This window comes from Pedococcus sp. P2_D9, from assembly GCF_056404275.1.
The window spans coordinates 1-19840 of record NZ_JBFUEI010000013.1; the positions used below are offsets into that span (position 1 = coordinate 1).

The 19840-nt window shown below is 68.6% G+C and carries 17 protein-coding genes; 2 read left to right on the top strand and 15 right to left on the bottom strand.

The genetic code is table 11. From position 1 onward, the window contains the following. Positions 1-220: LysR substrate-binding domain-containing protein (locus AC1DXJ_RS17855; protein ID WP_477637569.1), on the bottom strand; the 220-nt coding region annotated here is incomplete at its 3' end. 1061 nt (positions 221-1281) lie between these two features. Between AC1DXJ_RS17855 and AC1DXJ_RS17860 the strand changes: the two genes are divergently transcribed. Together AC1DXJ_RS17860 and AC1DXJ_RS17865 are read left to right on the top strand one after the other, a co-directional pair. Further along, positions 1282-1752 carry a MarR family winged helix-turn-helix transcriptional regulator gene (locus tag AC1DXJ_RS17860; protein ID WP_477637570.1) on the top strand — a complete coding sequence of 157 codons (471 nt, stop codon included), beginning with the start codon at positions 1282-1284 and terminating at the stop codon, positions 1750-1752. After that, entirely contained in the window at positions 1749-3044 is a 1296-nt protein-coding gene (locus AC1DXJ_RS17865; RefSeq protein ID WP_477637571.1) for an MFS transporter, read from the top strand. Before AC1DXJ_RS17860 ends, AC1DXJ_RS17865 begins: the two co-directional genes overlap by 4 nt. A 231-nt stretch (positions 3045-3275) precedes the next feature. Here the strand turns inward: AC1DXJ_RS17865 and AC1DXJ_RS17870 are convergent, their stop codons facing one another. From AC1DXJ_RS17870 to AC1DXJ_RS17935, 14 genes are all read right to left on the bottom strand, one after another. Continuing rightward, positions 3276-4133 carry an HpcH/HpaI aldolase/citrate lyase family protein gene (locus AC1DXJ_RS17870; protein ID WP_477637572.1) on the bottom strand — a complete coding sequence of 286 codons (858 nt, stop codon included), beginning with the start codon at positions 4131-4133 and terminating at the stop codon, positions 3276-3278. Next, on the bottom strand, positions 4126-5586 hold the full coding sequence (locus AC1DXJ_RS17875; RefSeq protein WP_477637573.1) for a dihydroorotase: 1461 nt from the start codon (positions 5584-5586) through the stop codon (positions 4126-4128). Before AC1DXJ_RS17875 ends, AC1DXJ_RS17870 begins: the two co-directional genes overlap by 8 nt. A gap of 47 nt (positions 5587-5633) precedes the next feature. Beyond that, positions 5634-7064 (bottom strand): MmgE/PrpD family protein, encoded by a 1431-nt coding sequence (locus AC1DXJ_RS17880; protein ID WP_477637574.1) that lies wholly within the window; start codon positions 7062-7064, stop codon positions 5634-5636. Continuing rightward, complete coding sequence (locus AC1DXJ_RS17885) at positions 7057-7899, bottom strand: cyclase family protein (RefSeq protein WP_477637575.1); 843 nt, start codon at positions 7897-7899, stop codon at positions 7057-7059. Before AC1DXJ_RS17885 ends, AC1DXJ_RS17880 begins: the two co-directional genes overlap by 8 nt. Positions 7900-7939: 40 nt before the next feature. Next, positions 7940-9145: a CaiB/BaiF CoA transferase family protein gene (locus AC1DXJ_RS17890; protein WP_477637576.1), complete on the bottom strand. Its 1206-nt coding sequence runs from the start codon at positions 9143-9145 to the stop codon at positions 7940-7942. 7 nt (positions 9146-9152) lie between these two features. Continuing rightward, positions 9153-9641, bottom strand: coding sequence for a peroxiredoxin (locus AC1DXJ_RS17895; protein WP_477637577.1), 489 nt, complete (start codon positions 9639-9641; stop codon positions 9153-9155). A 90-nt stretch (positions 9642-9731) separates the two neighbouring features. Next, positions 9732-11051 carry an MFS transporter gene (locus AC1DXJ_RS17900; RefSeq protein ID WP_477637578.1) on the bottom strand — a complete coding sequence of 440 codons (1320 nt, stop codon included), beginning with the start codon at positions 11049-11051 and terminating at the stop codon, positions 9732-9734. 5 nt (positions 11052-11056) lie between these two features. Next, positions 11057-11941, bottom strand: coding sequence for an amidohydrolase family protein (locus tag AC1DXJ_RS17905; protein ID WP_477637579.1), 885 nt, complete (start codon positions 11939-11941; stop codon positions 11057-11059). Continuing rightward, a complete protein-coding gene (locus AC1DXJ_RS17910; RefSeq protein WP_477637580.1) occupies positions 11934-12971 on the bottom strand; it encodes an ABC transporter ATP-binding protein in 1038 nt (345 codons plus the stop codon). Before AC1DXJ_RS17910 ends, AC1DXJ_RS17905 begins: the two co-directional genes overlap by 8 nt. Continuing rightward, positions 12953-13951 (bottom strand): ABC transporter ATP-binding protein, encoded by a 999-nt coding sequence (locus AC1DXJ_RS17915; protein WP_477637581.1) that lies wholly within the window; start codon positions 13949-13951, stop codon positions 12953-12955. The genes AC1DXJ_RS17910 and AC1DXJ_RS17915 overlap by 19 nt, the downstream gene beginning before the upstream one ends. After that, entirely contained in the window at positions 13941-14801 is an 861-nt protein-coding gene (locus tag AC1DXJ_RS17920) for an ABC transporter permease (RefSeq protein WP_477637582.1), read from the bottom strand. The genes AC1DXJ_RS17915 and AC1DXJ_RS17920 overlap by 11 nt, the downstream gene beginning before the upstream one ends. Next, the gene (locus AC1DXJ_RS17925; protein ID WP_477637583.1) at positions 14798-15913 is read right to left on the bottom strand and encodes an ABC transporter permease; all 1116 of its coding nucleotides are present in this window, start codon (positions 15911-15913) and stop codon (positions 14798-14800) included. Before AC1DXJ_RS17925 ends, AC1DXJ_RS17920 begins: the two co-directional genes overlap by 4 nt. Positions 15914-15994: 81 nt before the next feature. Further along, a complete protein-coding gene (locus AC1DXJ_RS17930) occupies positions 15995-17581 on the bottom strand; it encodes an ABC transporter substrate-binding protein (RefSeq protein WP_477637584.1) in 1587 nt (528 codons plus the stop codon). Positions 17582-17699: 118 nt separating this feature from the next. Beyond that, a complete protein-coding gene (locus tag AC1DXJ_RS17935) occupies positions 17700-19718 on the bottom strand; it encodes an oxidoreductase (RefSeq protein ID WP_477637585.1) in 2019 nt (672 codons plus the stop codon). Positions 19719-19840: the final 122 nt, after the last annotated feature.

Sequence of the window (19840 nt, forward strand, 5' to 3'; positions counted from 1 at the left end):
CGAGCGGGGTACTCGCCAGCTCAGCCGCCGGCACCGGCTTCCTGCGACCTGTCCACGGGTGGCCCGGAGCCACGACCACGAGCAGCTCATCACTTCGCAGACTGGCGGTGTGCAGGTCCCGGACCGCTTGGGTGGTCTCGATGAACCCCAGGTCATGCTGCCCGGAGCGGACCTGCTCGACCACCTGCTCGGAGTTCAGGACCGAGAGGTTCACCACCACGCTGGGGTGATCGCGCCGGAACTCGCCGACTGCTGGCCGAGATCGGGCAGGCCGTGACCAACGGTGCCGTCATCGCCGAGGTCAAGGAGTGACCCACCCGGAAGGACCGAGACGGCACAGTAGAATGGGAGTCGAGGCTCTGCCTCCGGCAGCGTGGCAAGTGCGTACACCGCGGGCGGGTCTTGAAGAGGGAAGTTGCACAGGATACAGCACGGACACCGAAAAGTGCTCTCTGACCTGCGCACATGCGTCTGTCTGAAAATCGGAAGGTCGGCGGTTCGACCCCGCCCCTGGCCACCACAATCATCTTGCAAAAGCGCCCCTGACCTGCGGAAACGTGTCCGGGAATGCCACCGGATGGCGGGGCACCATCGGGTCACCCACACTCCGACCGAGAATCGGAAGGTCGGCCATTCGAGCCCGCCCTGGCCAACCGTCCAGCCGCAGGTCGCAGCCCTGTGACCTGCGGCTTTGTTCTTGGCTCGGCACCTTCGGACGGAGGCTCATAGACCGTAAACGGTCGCCAGAGACCCGATTGGTCAAGAGATGTGGCACGAGATGTTGCACGACATCTCGACGTCAAGAGAACGTCTGAGCGAGAGAAGGCCACGGCCGGGAGTGGCCGAGTCGTCGGGGTCGAGCCAATGCGGGTTCATACGTGCTGAACGGCGGCGGAGGAGAGGGATGCGAGTCGGCGGCACACGTCGGAATGAATCATTGACCTGCTCGTTCGCCTCTGCCTGAAGATCGGAGGCTCCGCGGTCGACCCCGCCCCTGGCCACAACGAAAAGCCGCAGGTCAGCACCACGCTGACCTGCGGCTTTGTTGGTGGAAGGTCCCTCGGTGCCACCGGTCGGCTGAGCGTGAGACGCAGCGGCCGACCGGGCGGAACAGAATCTGTGACCAGCATGCCTAGTGGCCCCATGAGGGCTGGCGTGGCACACCAGTGTGCGGCGGGGCAAACCTGTGCGTGGAGCCCGAACGTCTCATGGACTGGGCCCGACAATTTATTTAGCACAGCTAATAAGTTATGCTAAGTATCTCCCGAGCAGAAGGATACGATGACCCTGCAGCAGCCGGCACATTCACGCCGTGTCGCTGACGGCGGGCTCTCTCCGTCCGCGATCTCGAGTCTTGCCGGCGAGCTTCGCCTGGCCTGCATGCGCATCTCCCGACGAGTGCGGTTCGAGAGCACGCATGTTGTTGCGCCGCACCAGTTCTCAGTGCTGTGCCGTCTCAAGGACGCGCCGCGCACGCCGAGTGAGCTCGCGGAGATCGAGAAGGTGAGCGGCCCGAGCATGACCCGCACCGTGGGCGCCCTCGTGGAGCGTGGGCTCGTCGAACGCGCCGACGACCCCGCCGACCGCCGTCAGGTGATCCTGTCATTGACCAGCGACGCGGTCACCCTGCTCAAGGACATCCGTCGCAAGCGCGACGCATGGATGTCCGTGCGAGTCAACCACCTCACGCCCGAGGAGCAGGTCATCCTGCAGCAGGCCGCGGCCATCCTCACCCGGGTGGCCAGCGAGTGAGCCCGACGTTCTCCTCACTCGACATCCGCAACTACCGCGTCTACGCAGCGGGCGCGCTCATCTCCAACATCGGCGCCTGGATGGGCCGGGTCGCGCAGGACTGGTTGGTCTTGACCGAGCTGACCGACCAGTCCTCGACTGCGCTGGGCATCGTGACCGGGCTTCAGTTCCTGCCGTTCCCGCTGCTCGCGCCTTGGGCAGGCATGATCGCCGACCGCTACCCCAAGCGACGGATCCTGGCGGTCACCCAGACCTCCCTCGCGCTGTCGTCGCTGGCCCTCGGCCTGGTCGTCATCAGCGGAACCGCCCAACTCTGGATGGTCTACGGGATGGCGTTCTTCACCGGCGTCGCCACGGCCGTCGACATCCCGGCCCGCCAGACCTTCGTCTCCGAGATGGTACCTCGCGACAATCTCGCCAACGCGGTGTCCCTCAACAGCGCCTCGTTCAACGCCGCGCGGCTGATCGGTCCCGGGGTTGCGGGCCTGACCATCGCGGCGTTCGGCACCGGCTGGACCCTGATGCTCAACACCCTGACCTTTGTCGCGGTGCTACTCGCCATCGCAGCGATGCGCACGAGCGACCTGCGACCCGCCCCGGCGCTCGCCCGCGGCAAGGGCGCCATCCGCGAGGGCGTCGCGTACGTCCGTGGCCGCCCCGACCTCCAGCTCGTCATGGCGCTCGTGTTCGTGCTCGGAACCTTCGGGAACTTCCAGATCACCACGGCGCTGATGGCCACCAAGGAGTTCGGCAAAGGGCCGCAGGAGTACGGTCTCCTCGGCTCGATCATGGCAATCGGGTCGCTCACCGCCGCCCTCCTAGCGGCTCGGCGGGCCAAGCCGCGGCTACGGATCCTGCTGATGGCACTGATGGGCTTCTCCGTCTCGAGCGGGCTGGCCGCAATGGCTCCGACCTACCCGCTGTTCGCGCTGGCCCTGATTCCTGTCGGGCTGACCGCCATGACCGCCATGACGACGGCCAACGCGATGGTCCAGCTCAGCGTCGACCCGGCAATGCGCGGTCGCGTGATGGCGCTCTACATGGCGATCTTCATGGGTGGCACCCCGCTCGGTGCGCCACTCATCGGCTGGATCGGCGACGTCGCCGGCGCCCGCTGGACGGTCGGCATCGGCACGGTCGCCATCGGTCTGACGCTGGTGGCGGTGTCCATCCGGTTGACCCGGCGGGAGAATGTCCAGGTGATCTACGAGTCCCAGCACCGTCCGCGGATCCGGATTCGCACGCTCCCGCAGCCCGAGGTCTCCGAACCCGTCCCCGAGGCCGTCCGATGAGACCACGGCACCCAAGGTCCGACAGTCCCCTGACGACCTGCGGCCAACAAGTCATGGCGGAACGGCGCTGAGTTCAGCCAGTCGGACGCGGCGGTGACCACACGGCATACGTGCCCGGAGGGCGGCCCGCGGACGAACGCAGCGAAACCGTGGGAACAGTGCGTCGCCTAGCCCGGATGCGTCAGCCGGCGCTCGCACGCCAGGGGTGTCCAGACACGATCGTCACAGTCCTCAGGCACGCCCAAGGAGGGCGCGAGCGCTTCTGACGACGGCGAGGTCAACCATACGACCGCTCGAATCGACCGCGACACCCGACCCGTTGACGTGGGCCGCCTCGAAGGTGGCGACCACGTCCCGTGCTGCGGCAAGCTCGTCGTCGGACGGTGCGAGTGCACCGTGGACGACCTCCACCTGACTGGGGTGGATCAGGGTCCGGGCGTTGTACCCCTGCCGCACGAGCTGCTCCGTGGACTCTCTCAGCAGGTCGGTGTCGGTCAGGTCCACCTGCACGGGACCCACTGGCGCTGCCAGCCCGCACAGCGCCGAGGCCAGGACCACCTCTGAGCGGATCGGCCACAGCTCGCGTCGGTCCGCCGACGGCCTGAGGCCGAGCGCGGCGGCCATGTCGGCTTCTCCCACCGCGAGACGGTGCACCCGTCCGACCGCCGCCAGGTCACGGACCTGAGCGACACCTCGGGGTGTCTCGAGAAGGGGCACGACCTTCAGCGGTTCGAGCCCTGCGGCTGCCTCGGCCTCGGCGAGCAGGACCTCCAGGCGGTCCAGCAGCGCCAGCTCGGCTCCGGGGAGGAAGACGCCGGTGGTGCCGGGTCGGACCGCGCACAACACCCCGTCAGCGAGCCGGACCGGGTCGACGCGCACCCACCACTGCACCCCCGGCGCGCGCTCGAACTGCGCGACGGCCTCGTGCGCGGCGTCCTTGCCCGCGACCCCGACGCCGTCCTCCAGGTCGAGGATGACGGCGTCGGTGCCGCTGCCGACCGCCTTAGGGAAGAGGGCTGGCCGATCCCCCGGCACGTACAGGTAGGTCCGTGCCGGAGGAGCCGCCAGCTCCGGGGAGAGGTCAGCCACGACCGGTCGGCCGGGAGAGGTACTGCCCGGTCGGCTCGCCGACCACGGTGCCCTCTGCCAGGATCTGCTTGCCGCGCAGGAAGGTGTCGGTGACGCGAGCCGTCATCGAGAACCCCTCGAACGGCGTGTACTCCTGCGTCGAGGCGGAGTCCTCGGCACGGACCGTCCACGACGCGTCCGGATCCACGAGCGCGATGTCGGCGTCGTAGCCCACCGCGAGCACACCCTTGGTCCGCAGACCGAAGCGCTTGGCCGGGTTGGACGCGAGCAGCTCGGCGATCCGGTTCATCGAGAGACCCCGCTTGGTGCCCTCGGTGACCAGGCCCGGGAGCAGGTACTCCGTGCCTCCGAAGCCCGACTTGGCGACGAAGACGTCCTCGGGGTCCGACCCGAACTTGGTCTCCTCCTTGCAGCAGGCATGGTCGGAGACGACCCAGTCGACGTCGCCGGCGAGCAGGTGCTCCCACAGCGCCTCCACGTCGGCGCGCGGACGGATCGGCGGGTTCACCTTCGCGCCGTTGCCGTTGGCCGTGTGGATGTCGGCGAGTAGGTGCCCGATGGTCACCTCGCGGCGGAAGTCGATGTGCGGGAAGGCCTGCGACATCCGCACGGCCGCGTCCATCGCCTTGGCCGACGACAGGTGGAGGAGGTTGATCGTCGGGAGGCCGGTCTCGTGGGCCAGGTAGGAGGCGATGCTGATGGCGAGCCCCTCGGAGTGCGGCGGGCGGCTCTCGTGGTAGGCCTCGAGCCCGGAGAGCTCGCCCGCCTCCTCGACCAGCTTCGTGTAGGCGGTCATGATCTCGGCGGTCTCACAGTGCATCGACAGCGAGATCTCGTCGGCCAGCTCGGGGAACTCCTCCCGCGCCTTCTGGATACCCCGCATGACGAACTCGAAGTGGGCGTAGTCGTACCGCTCGTCCTCGGGGATCATCAGGAACGAGTTCTGGTCGGCTGAGCGACCGTGCAGCCCGTGGCCGCCGTAGAACATGAAGACCTTGAAGGACGTGACACCGTGGTCACGCACGAGCGAGGGGATCTCCTCGATGTGCCGGCGCATCATCGGCGCGAGGTGGAAGGCGTAGTCGACGTAGGAGCGCCCCTCGGTCAGGGACAGCACCTCCGGGAAGAACTCGGCATACTCGCCACCCTTGTTCAGGTAGTACTCACCGGTGCGCATGTAGGTGATCCCGCTGGTGACACCTCCCTGGGCGGCGGCCATCGACTCGGTCGCGGCATCCTCGGCGAGGGGGTTGTAGATGCCCCAGTGCTGGTGGGCGTCGACCACGCCGGGGAAGGCGAGCCGGCCGTGGCCGTCGACGACCTCGGTGCCGCTGAGCGGCTCGAGCCCGGGCGCGACCTCCGTGATCCGACCATCGGTCACGGCGATGTCGGCATCACGCGGCTCCTCGTTCTCCGGGGTGACCACGCGGACGTTCTTGATGAGCAGATCCATGGTTGATTGTCTCCTGTCGAGATTGCGGTAGGGGGCGCAGCTGGCTGTCAGGCAACCGGTGCGGGGACGGGCGCGAAGAGCACCAACAGCTCGGTGATCGACGGCAGCGTGCGCATGCGGCGCAGCTGGGCTTCGGCAGCGGACGGGTCAGCCAGGTAGGGGTCCACGTTGTCGCGGAACTTGATGGCCAGCTCGTCGTCGCTGAGGGGGTGCTGCGGACCGCCGCGGTTGACCATCACCTCGACCACCTGGGTCGTGCCGTCGGCCAGCTGGGCCCGCACCACGGCGGGGAACTGGTGGGGGAAGACCTGGTTGCAGCGGTCGTCCTCCACGACGTCCACCTTCGCCATGAGGGAACGACGCAGCGGGTCCTGGGCCAGCTCGTCGGTGTAGTCCGTGAGTGCGACCGCGAGCCCGCCACCCCCGAGGAGACCGGCAACGAGGGCGTAGGGGCCACTGAACTGGGCCTGGTAGCCGGTCTCGGGCGCCCGCTTGACGTCGATCGGCTGGCCGATGGTCCGGAGGGCGGCTCCGGGCACGCCCAGCTCGAGCCGCACCACGTCGCGCGGACCGACGCCGCGCTCACGCAGGGCGACACCCGCATCCACGGCCGCGTGGGTGAAGTGGTTGGCGGGGTACGGCTTGAAGAAGATCCCGGGCACCGACCACACGACGCCGAGGTCTCGGGTCACGGCCCCGAGGTCCACGGGCGACCCGTGCAGCCAGGCGGTGAAGAAGCCGAACCGACCCTCGAGCACCGACGGGGGGCCGGTGAGGCCGCGCCTGACGAGCATCGCCGCGGTGACCCCGGACTCAGCCGCCCAGCCGCAGTGGAGGCGTTTGACCGTGCCCCCGGTGCGGTTCGCCTCGATGATCCCCGAGGACTTCGAGGCCGCGAGACCGAGGGCGTGGACGACGCCTTCCTCGTCCAGCCCGAGGATCAGGGCCGCCGTCACGGCCGCACCCATCGCCCCGCAGATCGAGGTGGCGTGCTGTCCGTGCTCGAAGAAGACCGAGTTCCCGAGCTCCGTGTCGTAGCCGGCCATGCCCAGGCGGACCGTGACCTCCAGGCCGACCGCGATGGCGCGGACCGTCGTCTCGCCGGAAGCGCCGGCATACTGCGCTGCCGCGAGCCCGGCCGGCACGATGCTGGCACTGGGGTGCAGCACCGACGGCAGGTGGGTGTCGTCGTAGTCCAATGAGTGCGCGAGGACCCCGTTCACGAAGGCCGCCGCAGGCGCCGGCAGGCGGCCGGGCACCCCGATGGCGTGCGCCTGCTCGGCCCCGCCGCTCTCGAGGACGTGCTCGATGGCACCCTGGCTGGAAGGCAGCCCCTGCGCTGCCACGCACAGTCCGAGCACGTCGGTCACGCGCTGGACGACACTGTGGGCGACCTCGTGGGGCACGCCGTCTCGCATCGCCCGGACGGCGAAGCCGGCGAGTTGCTGGGCGAGCGTCCCCTCGACGGCGTCAGCCACGGGGGACCACCGCCAACGGCCGGACCGGCGAACCCGTGGCGCCGTAGAGGGCCAATGGGGACAGGACGAACAGGAACTCGTGGTGACCGCCGGCCGCCAGGGCCTCGAGGTCCATGGCCTCGATGATGTAGATGCCCGACTCCACCAGGAGCACCCTGTGCGCAGGCAGCATCGCGTGGCCGGCACCGGGTGCGAGGCGCTCGAAGGCGATGGTGTCCGCGCCGGCGGCACGCACCTCGTGCTCGGCGATCCACCTCGCCCCGTCCTCGGCGACACCGGGGACGCCGGTCTCGGCGCCGATGTAGGCGGCCCCCTCGTCGAACTTGGGGCCCCAGCCGCTGCGCACGAGGACGACGTCACCGGCGGCGGGGCGCGTGCCCTGCAGCTCGATGGTCGCCTCCAGATCGGCACGGGTGATCTCGTAGCCGGCCTCGCAGGCCTCCAATCCCAGTGCCGCAGGCACGTCCAGCAGCACCCCGCGTGTAAACATCGGCGCGATCGTGTGGGCGCCGAGCTTGTCGTAGCGACCTCCGGCGAGCGCGTCCTCGACCGTCAGCCCGCCGTGGAGCAGCCCGTCGTGCGAGACGTGCGACAGCGCGTCGATGTGGGTGCCCACGTGGGTGCCCATCGTGATGATGTCGTTGGCCGCCGAACCACCGTCCGAGCGCCAGCTATCCCCGTGCCGACGCGGCAGCGCGTGCCAGTATGCCGGGTGGTTGGGGGACTGGGGCATGCCCACCGAGAGGGTCCGGCCCAGGTCGACCAGGTCGACGGCATGGCTCAGGACGTCCAGCGGGCGGATGGGTGATGTGTAGGTCGAGCTGACTGTCGTCAATTCGGGCCCTCCTTGGCGGTCTGTGTGTGGTCGTGGGTGATCAGGCGACGACGCGGCGACGTCTCAGCTCTTCGATGCGCGCCGACGGGATCCCGAGCTCCTCGACGAGGACGGTCTGGGTGTCGGCGCCCAGGGGGCGTCCGGTGAAGCGGATGCGTCCGGGGGTGCGGGACATTCGCCACATGACGTCATGCATGAGGACCTCGCCGAGGTCGTCGTCGGAGACGGTCTGCATCATCCCGGTGGCCAGGATGTGCTCGTCCTCGGCAATGTCGCGGGCGTCGTAGACGGGCGCCACCGCTGCACCCACGGCAGCGAACTCGTCCATGACCTCCTGCTGGGTTCGCTTGGCGACCCACCCTCCGACGTACTCGTCGAGCAGGTCGGCGTGCTGAGCCCGCGTGTGGCCGGAGGCGAACCAGTCCTCGCCGACGACCCATGGCTGGCCCACCAGCTCCATCACCCGCTCGGCGATGCGCTGCGCGCTGGTGGAGACCGCGACCCACTTGCCGTCGGCAGTCTCGTACGTGTTGCGGGGAGCGTTGTTCGTCGACCGGTTGCCGTGCCGGCGGCCGATCGAGCCGTTCTGCTGGTAGTAGGTCGCGCCCGGGCCCACTGCCGTCATGATCGGCAGTAGCAGGCTGGCGTCGATCACCTGGCCCTGTCCTCCGTTGGTCGTCCGGGCCAGGAGGGCCATCGACACCGCCGAGGACGCGGCGATCCCGCAGATGCTGTCGGCGAGGCCGAAGGCCGGAAGCGTCGGCGGACCGTCCTGCTCGCCGGTGAGGTGCGCGAACCCGCTCATCGCCTCGGCGAGCGTGCCGAAGCCGGCTCGCGAGGCGTAGGGACCGACCTGTCCGAAACCGGTGATGCGTACCAGGATCAGGCCCGTGTTGGCCTCCAGCAGGACTTCTGGACCCAGACCCCAGCGCTCGAGTGTGCCCGGCCTGAAGTTCTCGACGACCACGTCCGCCGTCGCGGCAAGGGCCCGGAAGACCTCGGCGCCATCGGGGTCAGAGAGGCTCAGGCCGATCGTCCGCTTGTTGCGCGAGATCTCCTTCCACCACAACGGGATGCCGTCCTTCGACTCCCCGTGTCCGCGCATGCTGTCCCCGGCAGTGGGGTGCTCTATCTTGATGATGTCGGCACCGAAGTCGCCCAGGATCTGGCAGCAGAGGGGTCCGGCGAGGATCGTCGACGCGTCGATCACCCTGACGCCGGTCAGCGGGCCGTCGGAGAAGTCCACGGAGCGCCTACGCCCGGCTCGCGACTGTGGCGGACCGCAGGCGGAGCACCTGCTCGAGCAGGTGCTCACCGTAGGCGCCGAGCGGCACCTCGTTGGCGTCCTCGGCGTGGGCGATGCGGCCCTCGGGGTCGATGACGTAGGTGTGGCGGTGCGGCTTGGTGGGGTGGCGGTCACCGGGGTCGCGGACGACCTCGTAGGTCTGCCCGGTCGTCTGGTCCGCATCCGACAGCAGCACTAGCCCCAGGGACTTGTCGCAGGCGAAGTCGTTGTTCTCCTCGACGCTGTTGAAGGAGGCGCCCAGGAGTACGACTCCCTCCTCCTCGAACCGGTCGCGACTGCGCTGGAGGGAGGCCGCCTGCACCGAGCACCCGCTGCTGTTCGCCTCGGGGTACCACCAAAGCGCCACCCACTTTCCCAAGTGGTCTTCGAGGTTCACGGTCGCGCCGTTGTCGGCGACCAGCGAGAACGTCGGCGCCTTGACACCCTTCTCCAGCATTTCTTGCTCCTTTTGGCTCAGTTGGATCGTTCCGCTCTGTAAACCATCGTTCCGATGAACGATACACCAAAGTTGGCTGTTGTCACCTGTTCAGGTGCGTGAGAGCGGCTCGCTCTCCAGAACAGCCGGGGCGGGCTGGGACGCCCGGGCCAGCACCCAGCACAGGCCGGCGACCCCGAACGACACGACGCTGATGCCCGCGAGGATCGGGTCGTAGCTGCCGAAGACCGAGCGCAGGGCCCCGACCCCCACCGGTCCGGCGGCGATCCCCAGAGTGGTCACGAACGAGAGCCGGGCCAGCAGCCGCGAGTACTGCGCGGACCCGAAGATCCTCAGCATGATCACGGGAGACAGCACCGAGGCGTTCCCCACCGCCATGCCCAGCAGGCCGGCGCTGGCGTAGAGGCCGACCGAGTCGGGGCGAAGCAGCAGCACCAGCCCTGCGAACCCCTGGAACACGGCCATCGCGCCCAGGAAGACCTCGGAAGGCACCCAGCGGATCGCCACGATGCCGATGACCCGGGCGGCCATACCCGTGCCGGCCACCACGCCGAGCGCACCACCTGCGGCACCGATGCCGTGGTCGCCGGCGATGGAGTACAGCTGGGTGTTGAAGCCCACCTGGGCAGACAGGAACGACACGAAGGTGACACACAGCAGGACGTAGGTCAGGGTCGCCCGACGGGTGCCCCATCCGAGGGTGCCCCGGTCATCGACCCGCGCCGGCTTGCTGTCGGCAGGCACGAGCTCGCCCTCGGAGGTCTGGACGGCCGGGCCAGGTGCCGCTGCCGCCCCGCTGCCCCGTCCCCTCCCCAGCACCAGGGCCGGGCCCGCGACGCCGAGGAAGAGGGCGGCAGCGCCGACCGTGGTGGCGGTGTCCAGGCCATGGGTCTCCACCGCCCAGGCGAGCACGGGCACGAACAGCGCGCCGCCCGCGGTCATGCCGCTGAGCATCAGCGCCATGGCCTGGTTGCGACGAGCGGGCACTCGCACCACGTCGATCAGGGCCGTCGTGAGGACGATGGGCCCGGTCATGGCCATGGCGGAGCCGAGCAGCGTGTAGGCGACCAGGAGCTGCCAGGGCTCCCGCGCATGTCCGACCAGCCACATCCCGGCACCGCCGGCGCCCGCACCGAGGAGAGTCATCCTGCGCACCCCGAGGGTCCCGAGCGATCGACCGACAGCGAGCCCCGTGACCCCGCTGACGAGGAAGAAGACGGAGGTGAGCGACGAGACGAGCCCGAGGGAGAAGCGACCGTCCGCCTTCAGGCTGCCGAGGTACACCGCGAGACCGTAGAACCCTCCGGCGTTGCTGGCGGCCAGGATCACGAAACCCGCGACCACCGTGGGCACGGCGGCCGTGCGGGCCCGGCGGGAGACAGCTCCCGCCGGGGCCCGGCGGGCCGACACCGGTGTCAGCTGGAACCGTCCGCGATCGAGTACGACGGCAGACCGTAGAGGCGGCGGGCGTTGTCGCCCATCAGGTTCCTCCACTCCTCGTCGGTGAAGCCGTGGTTCTTGATCTCGTCGAAGGCCGTCTCCAGGTCCACGCTGAGGTAGTTGGAGCCGAACACGCCACGGAGGGGCGTGGTGACGGGTCGGGTGCCATCCTTGGCAATCGGGTGCTCGCCGGCGAAGGTCTTGCCCTTGACGAAGTTCACAAGCTCGGGGACCCACATCCGAGGCGGGTACCCGTCGTAGCCGATGTAGAAGTTCTGGCGGAACTCCGCGTTGGCGACCAGCTCGCGCTCCCACGGGTATCCGCAGTGGATGGCCACCAGCTTCAGGTCGGGAAAGTCTGCGGCGACCCGTTCGACGTTGCGGGGATGCGCGTTGGAGAACTTCGTCTTCCCGTGCATCACCTCGATCATGAACGGCACGCCGAGCTCCTCCGCCTTGGCATAGAAGGGGTAGTACAGCCGGTCGTCCACGTCGGTCTCCGACCACGACGTGTAGGTGTGTGCGCCGATGTAGCCGAAGTCGCGCACGGCCTCTTCGAAGCGGCGGACCCCTTCCATCTTGGTCAGCGGGTCGATACCGGCGACCGCATAGAGCCGGTCCGGCGCTTGGGCGACGTAGTCTCTGAGGACGTCGTAGGGGACGCCCCATTCGGCACCGTACCGACGGGCGGGGATGATCGACTGCCCGATGCCGTAGGTGTCCATGCGCTCAAGCAGGCTCTCCACCGTCAATGGGTTGAGGATGCTCGGCGTGCGCAGGTGATCGGGCAGATCGTCGAGGTTGTACAGCCCCGTCGGCGTGACCGGGACGACGACGTCGCAGATCGAGAACTCACTCATGTATCGCTCCTTGTGATTCAACTGGGGGTAGGTGGTGGAGGCAGGACGACACGACCCAGTGGTCGGTGCCGACGCTCTCCAGGTCGGCGCCAGGGCCGGCGCACGAGGAGGCGCGGTCGCTTCCGCAGATGTCGCGGAACTCGCAGTGGCCCACCCTCGTGGCAGTGGTCGTGGTACTGGACGTGTCAGTGGCGGTGCTCGCGGCGGCGGTGGTGGCGACCGAGTCGTTGGCGTCGGCGTCCGGCCACTCGAAGGCGACGTCGAACGAAGAGGCCGCCATGAGGGCTCGGGTGTAGGGATGCCTCGACCTGCGCCACACGTCGGCCGATGTACCCACCTCCAGCATCCGGCCGCTGCGCAGAACGCAGATCCGGTCGCCCATGAAGGCCGCGACCGCGAGATCGTGGGTGATCAGGAGGACCGAGAGCTGCTCGGCGCGCTGGAGCGACTGGAGCAGATCCAGGATCTGCGCTTGCACCGAAGGGTCGAGCGCAGAGGTCGGCTCGTCGAGTATCAGCAACGACGGCCGGGTCACCAGGGCTCGCGCGATGCCTACGCGCTGCTGCTGGCCACCGCTGAGACGGCTCACCCGTGACTCGAGCAGGTGCTCGCCGAGCCCGACGGATTCCATCGCATCGCTCACCCGCTTCCGAATCTCGGCCCGCGACGGGCGCTGGCGACGGATCGTCAGGGGCTCGCTTATCGCGGCCTCAACCTTGTAGCGGGGGTCGAGCGAGTCGGCGGGGTCCTGCAAGACCACCGCGACTCCCCCGTCGGCGGACGCGGAGCGCAGGTCGACCCGGCGTGTGCCGCCGATGTCGAGGGAGCCGCTGTCGGGCGTCTCGAGTCCCATGAGGATCCGCGCCAGCGTCGACTTGCCGGACCCACTCTCGCCGATCACCGAGACGCACTCGCCTGCACCGACGTGCAGGTCGAGGTTCCTCAGCGCATCAACGTGAGTCCCGTCCGCCTTGCGGAAGCGCTTGCTGAGTCCCGTGACCCGGATAGCGGTCAGTTCGTCGTGCACCATGACGCGACCTTCCTTCCGTCGGAGAGCTCTCGCAGCGGTGGCACCTCTGACAGGCACCGCTCGTGTCTGACGGGGCAACGGGCCGCGAAGACGCACGCCGTGGGCGCCTCCGACGTCCGTTGCACCGCACCGGGAAGCACGGAAAGCGGCTTCCCTGGCTGGGGCATCGCCCCGATCAGGGCCTTGGTGTAAGGATGCTCCGGCGAGCCGAACACCTGCTTTACCGAGCCGGTCTCGACCAGGGCACCGCCGTAGAGCACGGCCACCTTGGTGGCGATCCGCTCTACGAGCAGGAGGTCGTGGGTTACCAGAAGCATCGTCCGGCCGGGCTCGTCGACGGTGGCCCTCAGCAGGTCAGCCACCCGGAGCTTGACCAACGCGTCCAAGCCAGAGGTCGGCTCATCCGCCACGACCAGTGAGCTGCTGCCGCACATCGCCAGAGCGATGCAGACCCGCTGGGCCATGCCACCGCTGAGCTGGTGCGGGTAGCTCGCGAGGACGCGCGCCGGGTCGGTCAGGTCGACGTCGCGCAGCAACGACTCGACGCGTCCCTCGGCTATGGGCCCGCCTGCACGGAGGTACTGCCGAAAGTGCTCTTCGACGGTCAGCACGGGGACCAAGGCCCGTTTCGTGAGCTGGGGGATGAACGCGACGTGGCTGCGGCGGAACTCCCGCGCCTGCTCCTTGTTCATCCGCAGCGGCTGGACCTTTTCTCCCTGCAGCTGCAGCCGCACTTCACCGTTCGTGCGGCTCGTGCCGGGAAGGAGGTTGAGGACGGAGTGGATCAGGCTGGACTTGCCGGACCCGGTCTCCCCGACCAGGGCCATGATCTCGCCCTCCTGCACGGTGAGGGAGACCCCGCTCAGGGCGCGGATCGTCCGCGTGTCCACGTACTCAAGGTCCAGGCCGTCCACGACGACGGCGGGAGCGGACGAGGCCACGGGCCGCTCCGCGATGCTCAGGCTGGTGTCAGTGGGCACGGTCCATGGGCCTTTCCACGAGACTTTGCAGACGGTTCGAGGCCTCGCTGAACGCGAGCACCGTGAAGAGGATGAAGAGCGACGGGAACAGCGAGATCCACCAGCCGCCGCTCAGGAGCAGCGGCACGCCGCCGTTCAACATGGCGCCCCAGCTCGCGGTCCCCGGCGGGATGAAGCCCAGGAACCCGATCGCGCTGATCGTCGAGATGCCGTAGCCGAGGGACAGCGAGAGCTGTGGGAAGACGACCCCGGAGCAGTTCGGGGCGAGGTGGCGCACGGCAACCTGGAGCTCACTGGCTCCGAACGAGCGCGCCACCTCGACGAACCCGCGTCGTCGGAGGAACTGCGCCTCCGCGCGCACCAGCCGGATGAACAACGGCACGTTCACCATGAGGATGACGACGATCAGCATGACCTTCGAGCCGCCGACGAGTCCGACGAGCGTGATGGCCACGATCAGGAGCGGGATGGCCTGCACCAGGTCGACTCCGCGCATGACGACCTCGCTGACCCGGCCCGGCCTGCTGAGCAGCACCCCGAGCATGGTGCCGATGACGGCAGCAATGGCCACGCCGACCATGGCCAGAACGACGTCGTTGGCGGCGGCCTTCACGCTTCGCGAGAAGACGTCATACCCCACCTGGTCGGTGCCCATCCAGTGTGAGCCACTCGGACGTGAGACCGAGTCGCCCAGGGCTGCGCGCAACGGGTCGTGCGGGAGTGGCAGGTCGAGGACCGCCCAGCCGACGAGGACCGCGATCCACAGCGCGCAGGCTGTGAGGACCGGGTCCCACGCCCGCGGGTCCACCCGGACCGGGCGCCCTGTGCGGGCCTTCAGCGCGGTACTCACTTCATCCTCGGATCCATCAGGACGCTCAGGACGTCTGCGACCAGGTAGACCACCATCGTGGTCACCGTCATGAAAATGACGAACGCCATCACAGCGGGGAGGTCCTTGTTCACGATGGCCTCCAGCGCCCAGTTGCCCGTGCCGTTCCACGAAAAGATCCGTTCGACGATGACGGTGCCTCCGACGAGCTCGGCCGCCACGATGCCGCTGACCGTGATCACCGAGGAGCGCGCCGACTTCTTCGCGTTGGACAGGACCCGGCGCCGGGGAAGGCCGTTCGCCCGGCCGAAGACCGTGAAGTCCGCGTCAAGGTTGGCTCGGATGGTGCTCGCCGTGATGCGGGCGAAGGGCACCGACAGCATCAGTCCCAACACCAGGACCGGGAGCACGAGGTAGGGGAGCGCCGCGAAGAAGGTGCCGACCTGGCCGGCGAGCAGCGCGTCGATCACCACCGTGCCCGTGACGTGGGGTGGCCGCCCGTCGCCCAACCCGATCTGACCCGCGGGTGGGGGCAGCACCTTCACCATCACGACGAGCAGCAGGATGCCGAAGACGGCCGCCACGAAGGAGGGAGTGGCCTGCAGGAAGGTGACCACGCCGCGCACAACACCGGGACGGCGCGAGGTCGCTTGCAGGATGCCGAGGCGGATACCGATGAACCGTGCGAGCAGGAAGCCCGGGACGGTGAGGATGAGGGAGGAGGGCACCCGCCCCAGCAGCTCGCCGAGGACCGGCTGGCCGGTGCGGTAGCTGGTGCCGAAGTCACCCGTCGCGATGCCTCCGAGGTAGTCGAGGAACCGCACGCCGAGCGGACGGTCCAGGCCGAGCTCGGCCTCCTTCGCGGCGATCTGCGCGGGCGACGCGAAGTCGCCCAGGAGGAAGCCGATCGGGTCACTGGGGATCAGGGTGATGAGGAAGAACGTTGCCGCGGCCGCGACGAGCACGCCGGGGACGAGCAGCAGGAGCCGGCTCACGACATACCCGCTGCGGGAGGCGCCCCAGCGTCCGAGCCAGGGGCGCAGTCCCTGGGGCCGCGGCGCGACCTCATTCGTCGTGACGACGTTCGGCGTGACGAGCGGCGTGCTGGGCTGTTCTTGTACGGCCTGCTTCATGAAGCTCCTTCCGGTCGGTGCCGGCCGCTGGTGGGCGGCCGGCACCGGCCTTGCATCACCGGGGTGATGCGGTTGGTCGGGTCAGCAGGGACCGGACTTGTCGTACTGGGGCTGGACCACGTACGACAGGTTGCGGTCGCCGGGGCAGATCGCAGAGCTGTACACGTCTCCACGTGCGGTCTCCACGAGGGGCACGTCGAGCATCACGTCGTTGAACTGCTTGATGCCGGGGGCGATCGCCGCCTGGCGCTCGGCGCCACGGAGGGCACCTGCCTTGTCGATCGCTGCGTCGAGCACGGCGTCGCTCTGGGCCATGAAGTTCGAGGTGGCCTTGGAGTGGTGGTACAGGTTCAGCAGGTACTGCGCGTCGACCTGCAGCGGCCCCTCGTTCCGGACCCAGGCCTCGTACTTGCCCGCGGCATAGGCCGCCCGGTAGTCGGTGGGGCTGGCCACCGACTCGATGGCGACCTGGACGCCCACGTCGGCAAGGTTCTGCCGGACGGCGGTGAGCACACTCTCGAGCGGGCCCGTCATGGTCGCCTTGTTGGCGTAGATCGTGAACTTTAGGTTGGTCTGGCCGGCCTCGGCGAGCAGTTGCTTGGCCCTGTCGGGGTTGAACGTGTAGGTGTCCGCCGTCGAGTTCTCCGTGGCGATCGCGGACGACACGACAGAGGTGGAGGGAGCGGCGAAGCCGCGGTACGGCCCCTCAGCCAGCGCCTTGCGGTCGATGGCGTAGGAGATGGCCTCTCGGACGCGCTCGTCGGCGAACGGCTTGAAGGTCTTCACCAGCTCGAGCACGTCCTGGCCGCCGTACTGGGTGGACATCACGTTCACGCGCTTGTCCGAGCGCAGCTCCGCCAGGGCTTCCAGTCCCACCTGGCCGATGTACTGGGCCTGTCCGGTCTGGAGCAGGCTGACCCGGGTGGCCGCGTCGGGGACGTGGCGCATGACGACGCGCTCCCAGGCCGGCTTGAAGAGCGTGAAGTTGGGGTTCTTGGTGTAGGTGACCGACTCGGAGGGCGTGAACTCGCTGATCGAGTAAGGGCCGAACGTCGCCGAGTGCGTGGTGAGGTACTTCTTGCCCCACGGGTCGGCCGCGCCGGCCTTGGCCTTGATGTCCTTGCTGTCGAGCGGGAAGAATTGGTAGCCCTCGAGGATGCCGAGGGTGAGGTAGTTGACCTTGGCGTTGATCTTGAAGGTCTTGTCGTCGACGACCTCGACCGGCGCCTTGGGATCGATGCCCGCCCGCTCGGCGAGACCGGTCGCCACCGGGTCGTTGACCTGGTAGAGCCGCTCGAAGGTCCACTTCACGTCCTCGGCGGTCAGGGTGTTCCCCGCCGAGCTGACCGCCGTGCGCAGGGTCATCTGGACGCCGCCGTCGACGATCTCGTACTTCTCCGCGAGGAACGGCTTCATGTCCTCGGGACTGGTGACCGAGCCGCCGTTCTCCTTGAGGGTCTCGTACTGCAGGAGCGGAGCCTTGATGGTGTCGAACACGATTCGGTGTCCGATACCGCTGTAGCTCTGGTTGTCGGCGGTGTTGGTCAGGCCGTCCACGGCGATGACGAACGTGGACTGCTTGTCGCCGCCTCCGGACGCGGCCTCGCTGTCGCCGGCGCAGCCGGCCGCCACGAGGCTGACGAGGAGGGCGGATGCGGTGATGCTCATTGTGCCTGAGCGTGTGCGATTCATCTGGTGACCTCTCTGAGTAACGGGACGATCAGGGGAAGAACGGTGCTGGATCCGGCCTGCCGGCCTGGTTGCCGCGGATCTGGGGGATGGGTGGTCACAGGGTTCGCGCCAGTTGCTCCCCCTCGTAGATGGCGTCGGCGGTGCGTCGGGGTGCCTTGCTGTCGCCGACCCTGTGCGCCTCGACCCCTGCCGCCTCGAGCTCAGCGACCAGGCCGTCGTTCGAGAAGCGGATGCCGCTTAGGACGATGGCATCGAAGTCCTCGGTGGCGACCGGGGTGTCCCACAGGTTCGTCAGGGAGACCGAGCAGCCCTCGACCCGGTCAACGACCGTGTTGGCGTGGAGGGTCAGCGGCAGCTTGCTCGTCCGCTCCATGAAGAGCGGGAACTCCCACGTCTCGCGGGGGATCTCGCCCACGACGTTCCGTCGGCTCACGACGGTGACCGCGGMTCCCGACTGGAGGATCCGCTCGGCGACGCCGAGAGGCAGGTACGCCCCGGTCTCGTCCACAATCACCACTTTCGGGCCCAGAGCTGCGGGGTCCTCACGCAGCACGGCGATGGCCTCGGGAAGGGTGACCACTCGCGGGTGCGTGGCGAGCCCCTCGATCGGCCGCCCGGGGCGGACCGGGGTGAGGCCTTCGCGGTCCCACGTGCTGCCGGTGGCGACGACGGCGGCGTCGTAGGCCCCTTCGACGATCAGGGAGACATCCCCCCGCTGACGCAGCCGGATGTTCACGCCGGCACCTTCGGCCGCGGTGGTCAGGTCCTCGATGAAGTCGTCCCAGGTGCCGTGGTAGGGCACGGCGGCCAGGTCGTTGAGGTGTCCGCCCAGGCGGTCCGACTCCTCGAAGAGGTCGACCCGATGCCCTCGCTTGGCCGCGGTGGTCGCACACCGCAACCCCGCGGGACCACCCCCGATGACCGCGATGCGTCGCGGCCGGTCGACCGTGTCGAGGGTGCCGTCGCCCCACTTCGCCTCACGCCCGTTGACCGGGTTCACGGTGCACGAGTGGTTGAACCGCATGTGCGAGTTGTAGACGCACTCGTTCGTGCCCACGCAGCGCTGGATCTCGTCGAACCGGCCCTCCTTGGCCTTGGTGACCAGGAAGGGGTCGGCCATGTGCGCCCGGGTCATGGCCACCAGGTCGGTGACCCCCTCCGAGAGCACACGTTCGGCGATGTCGATCGTGCGGACGCGGTGGGCCATGATCACAGCGGCACGGCCGTCGATGATGTCGCGGGCGCGCTTGGCGTACTGGGCGATGTGGGGCGTGGGGAGGACGTTCGGCGGGACAAACCGCTGGCCCGAGTGGTAGCCGCCCGTGGAGATGTCGAAGAAGTCGAAGAGCCCGGTGTCTGCCAGGAGCCCGACGTAGGTGTCGCTCAGGTCGACGGTGATGCCCGCGTCGCCGATGTACTCGTCGTAGCTGAGGCGCACGCCGAGGACGAAGCTGCGGCCGACGCGCGCCCGGATCTTCTCGCCCGTCTCGATGAGGAACCGGACCCGGTTCTCGGGCGAGCCGCCATACTCGTCGTCCCGCACGTTGTAGGCCGGGCTGAGGAACTGGCCGAGCAGGTAGCTGTGCGCCGCGTGGAGCGTCGCACCGTCGATGCCGGCCTCCTGCAGGTTGCCCGTGGCCGAGGCGTAGTCGGCCTGGATCTGGTAGATCGTCGCAGTGTCGAGCACCTCGGGGATGTCGTTGTGGGTGACCGACGGCATCTGCGAGACGCCCTGGGTGGGGAACCACTCACCGGTGGCAGACCGGCTCCTGTTGTGCACGCCACCCTCGGCCAGCTCGACGAATACCTTCGCGTCGTGCGCGTGGATGGCGTCCGCCATCTTCTTGTAGCGCGGGATCACCCGCGGGTCACTCGCGACGGAGGGACTGGCGCCGAGCGTGCCCCGCTGGTGGACGGGCGTGGCCCCGACCTGCACGAGGGCGCAGCCACCTCGAGCTCGCTCGGCCCAGTAGGCGACGTGACGGTCCCCCGGGATGTTGGACCCATCCCAGCCGACACCGTGGGGGGTCATCACGATGCGGTGCTTGAGGGTGATGGGGCCCAGTTGGAACGGCTCCCACACTCTCGACAGATCCGGGATGGCGACGGCCACGATCTCTCCTTGGTGCACGGTCGGAAGTTCCTCGGCTGGCACAGTCCGGCGGACCACCGAGGAAGAATTGGCGATCGTACCGTTGAGCGGTACGCTGTTCCGCTGTAAGTGGACCACGCTCA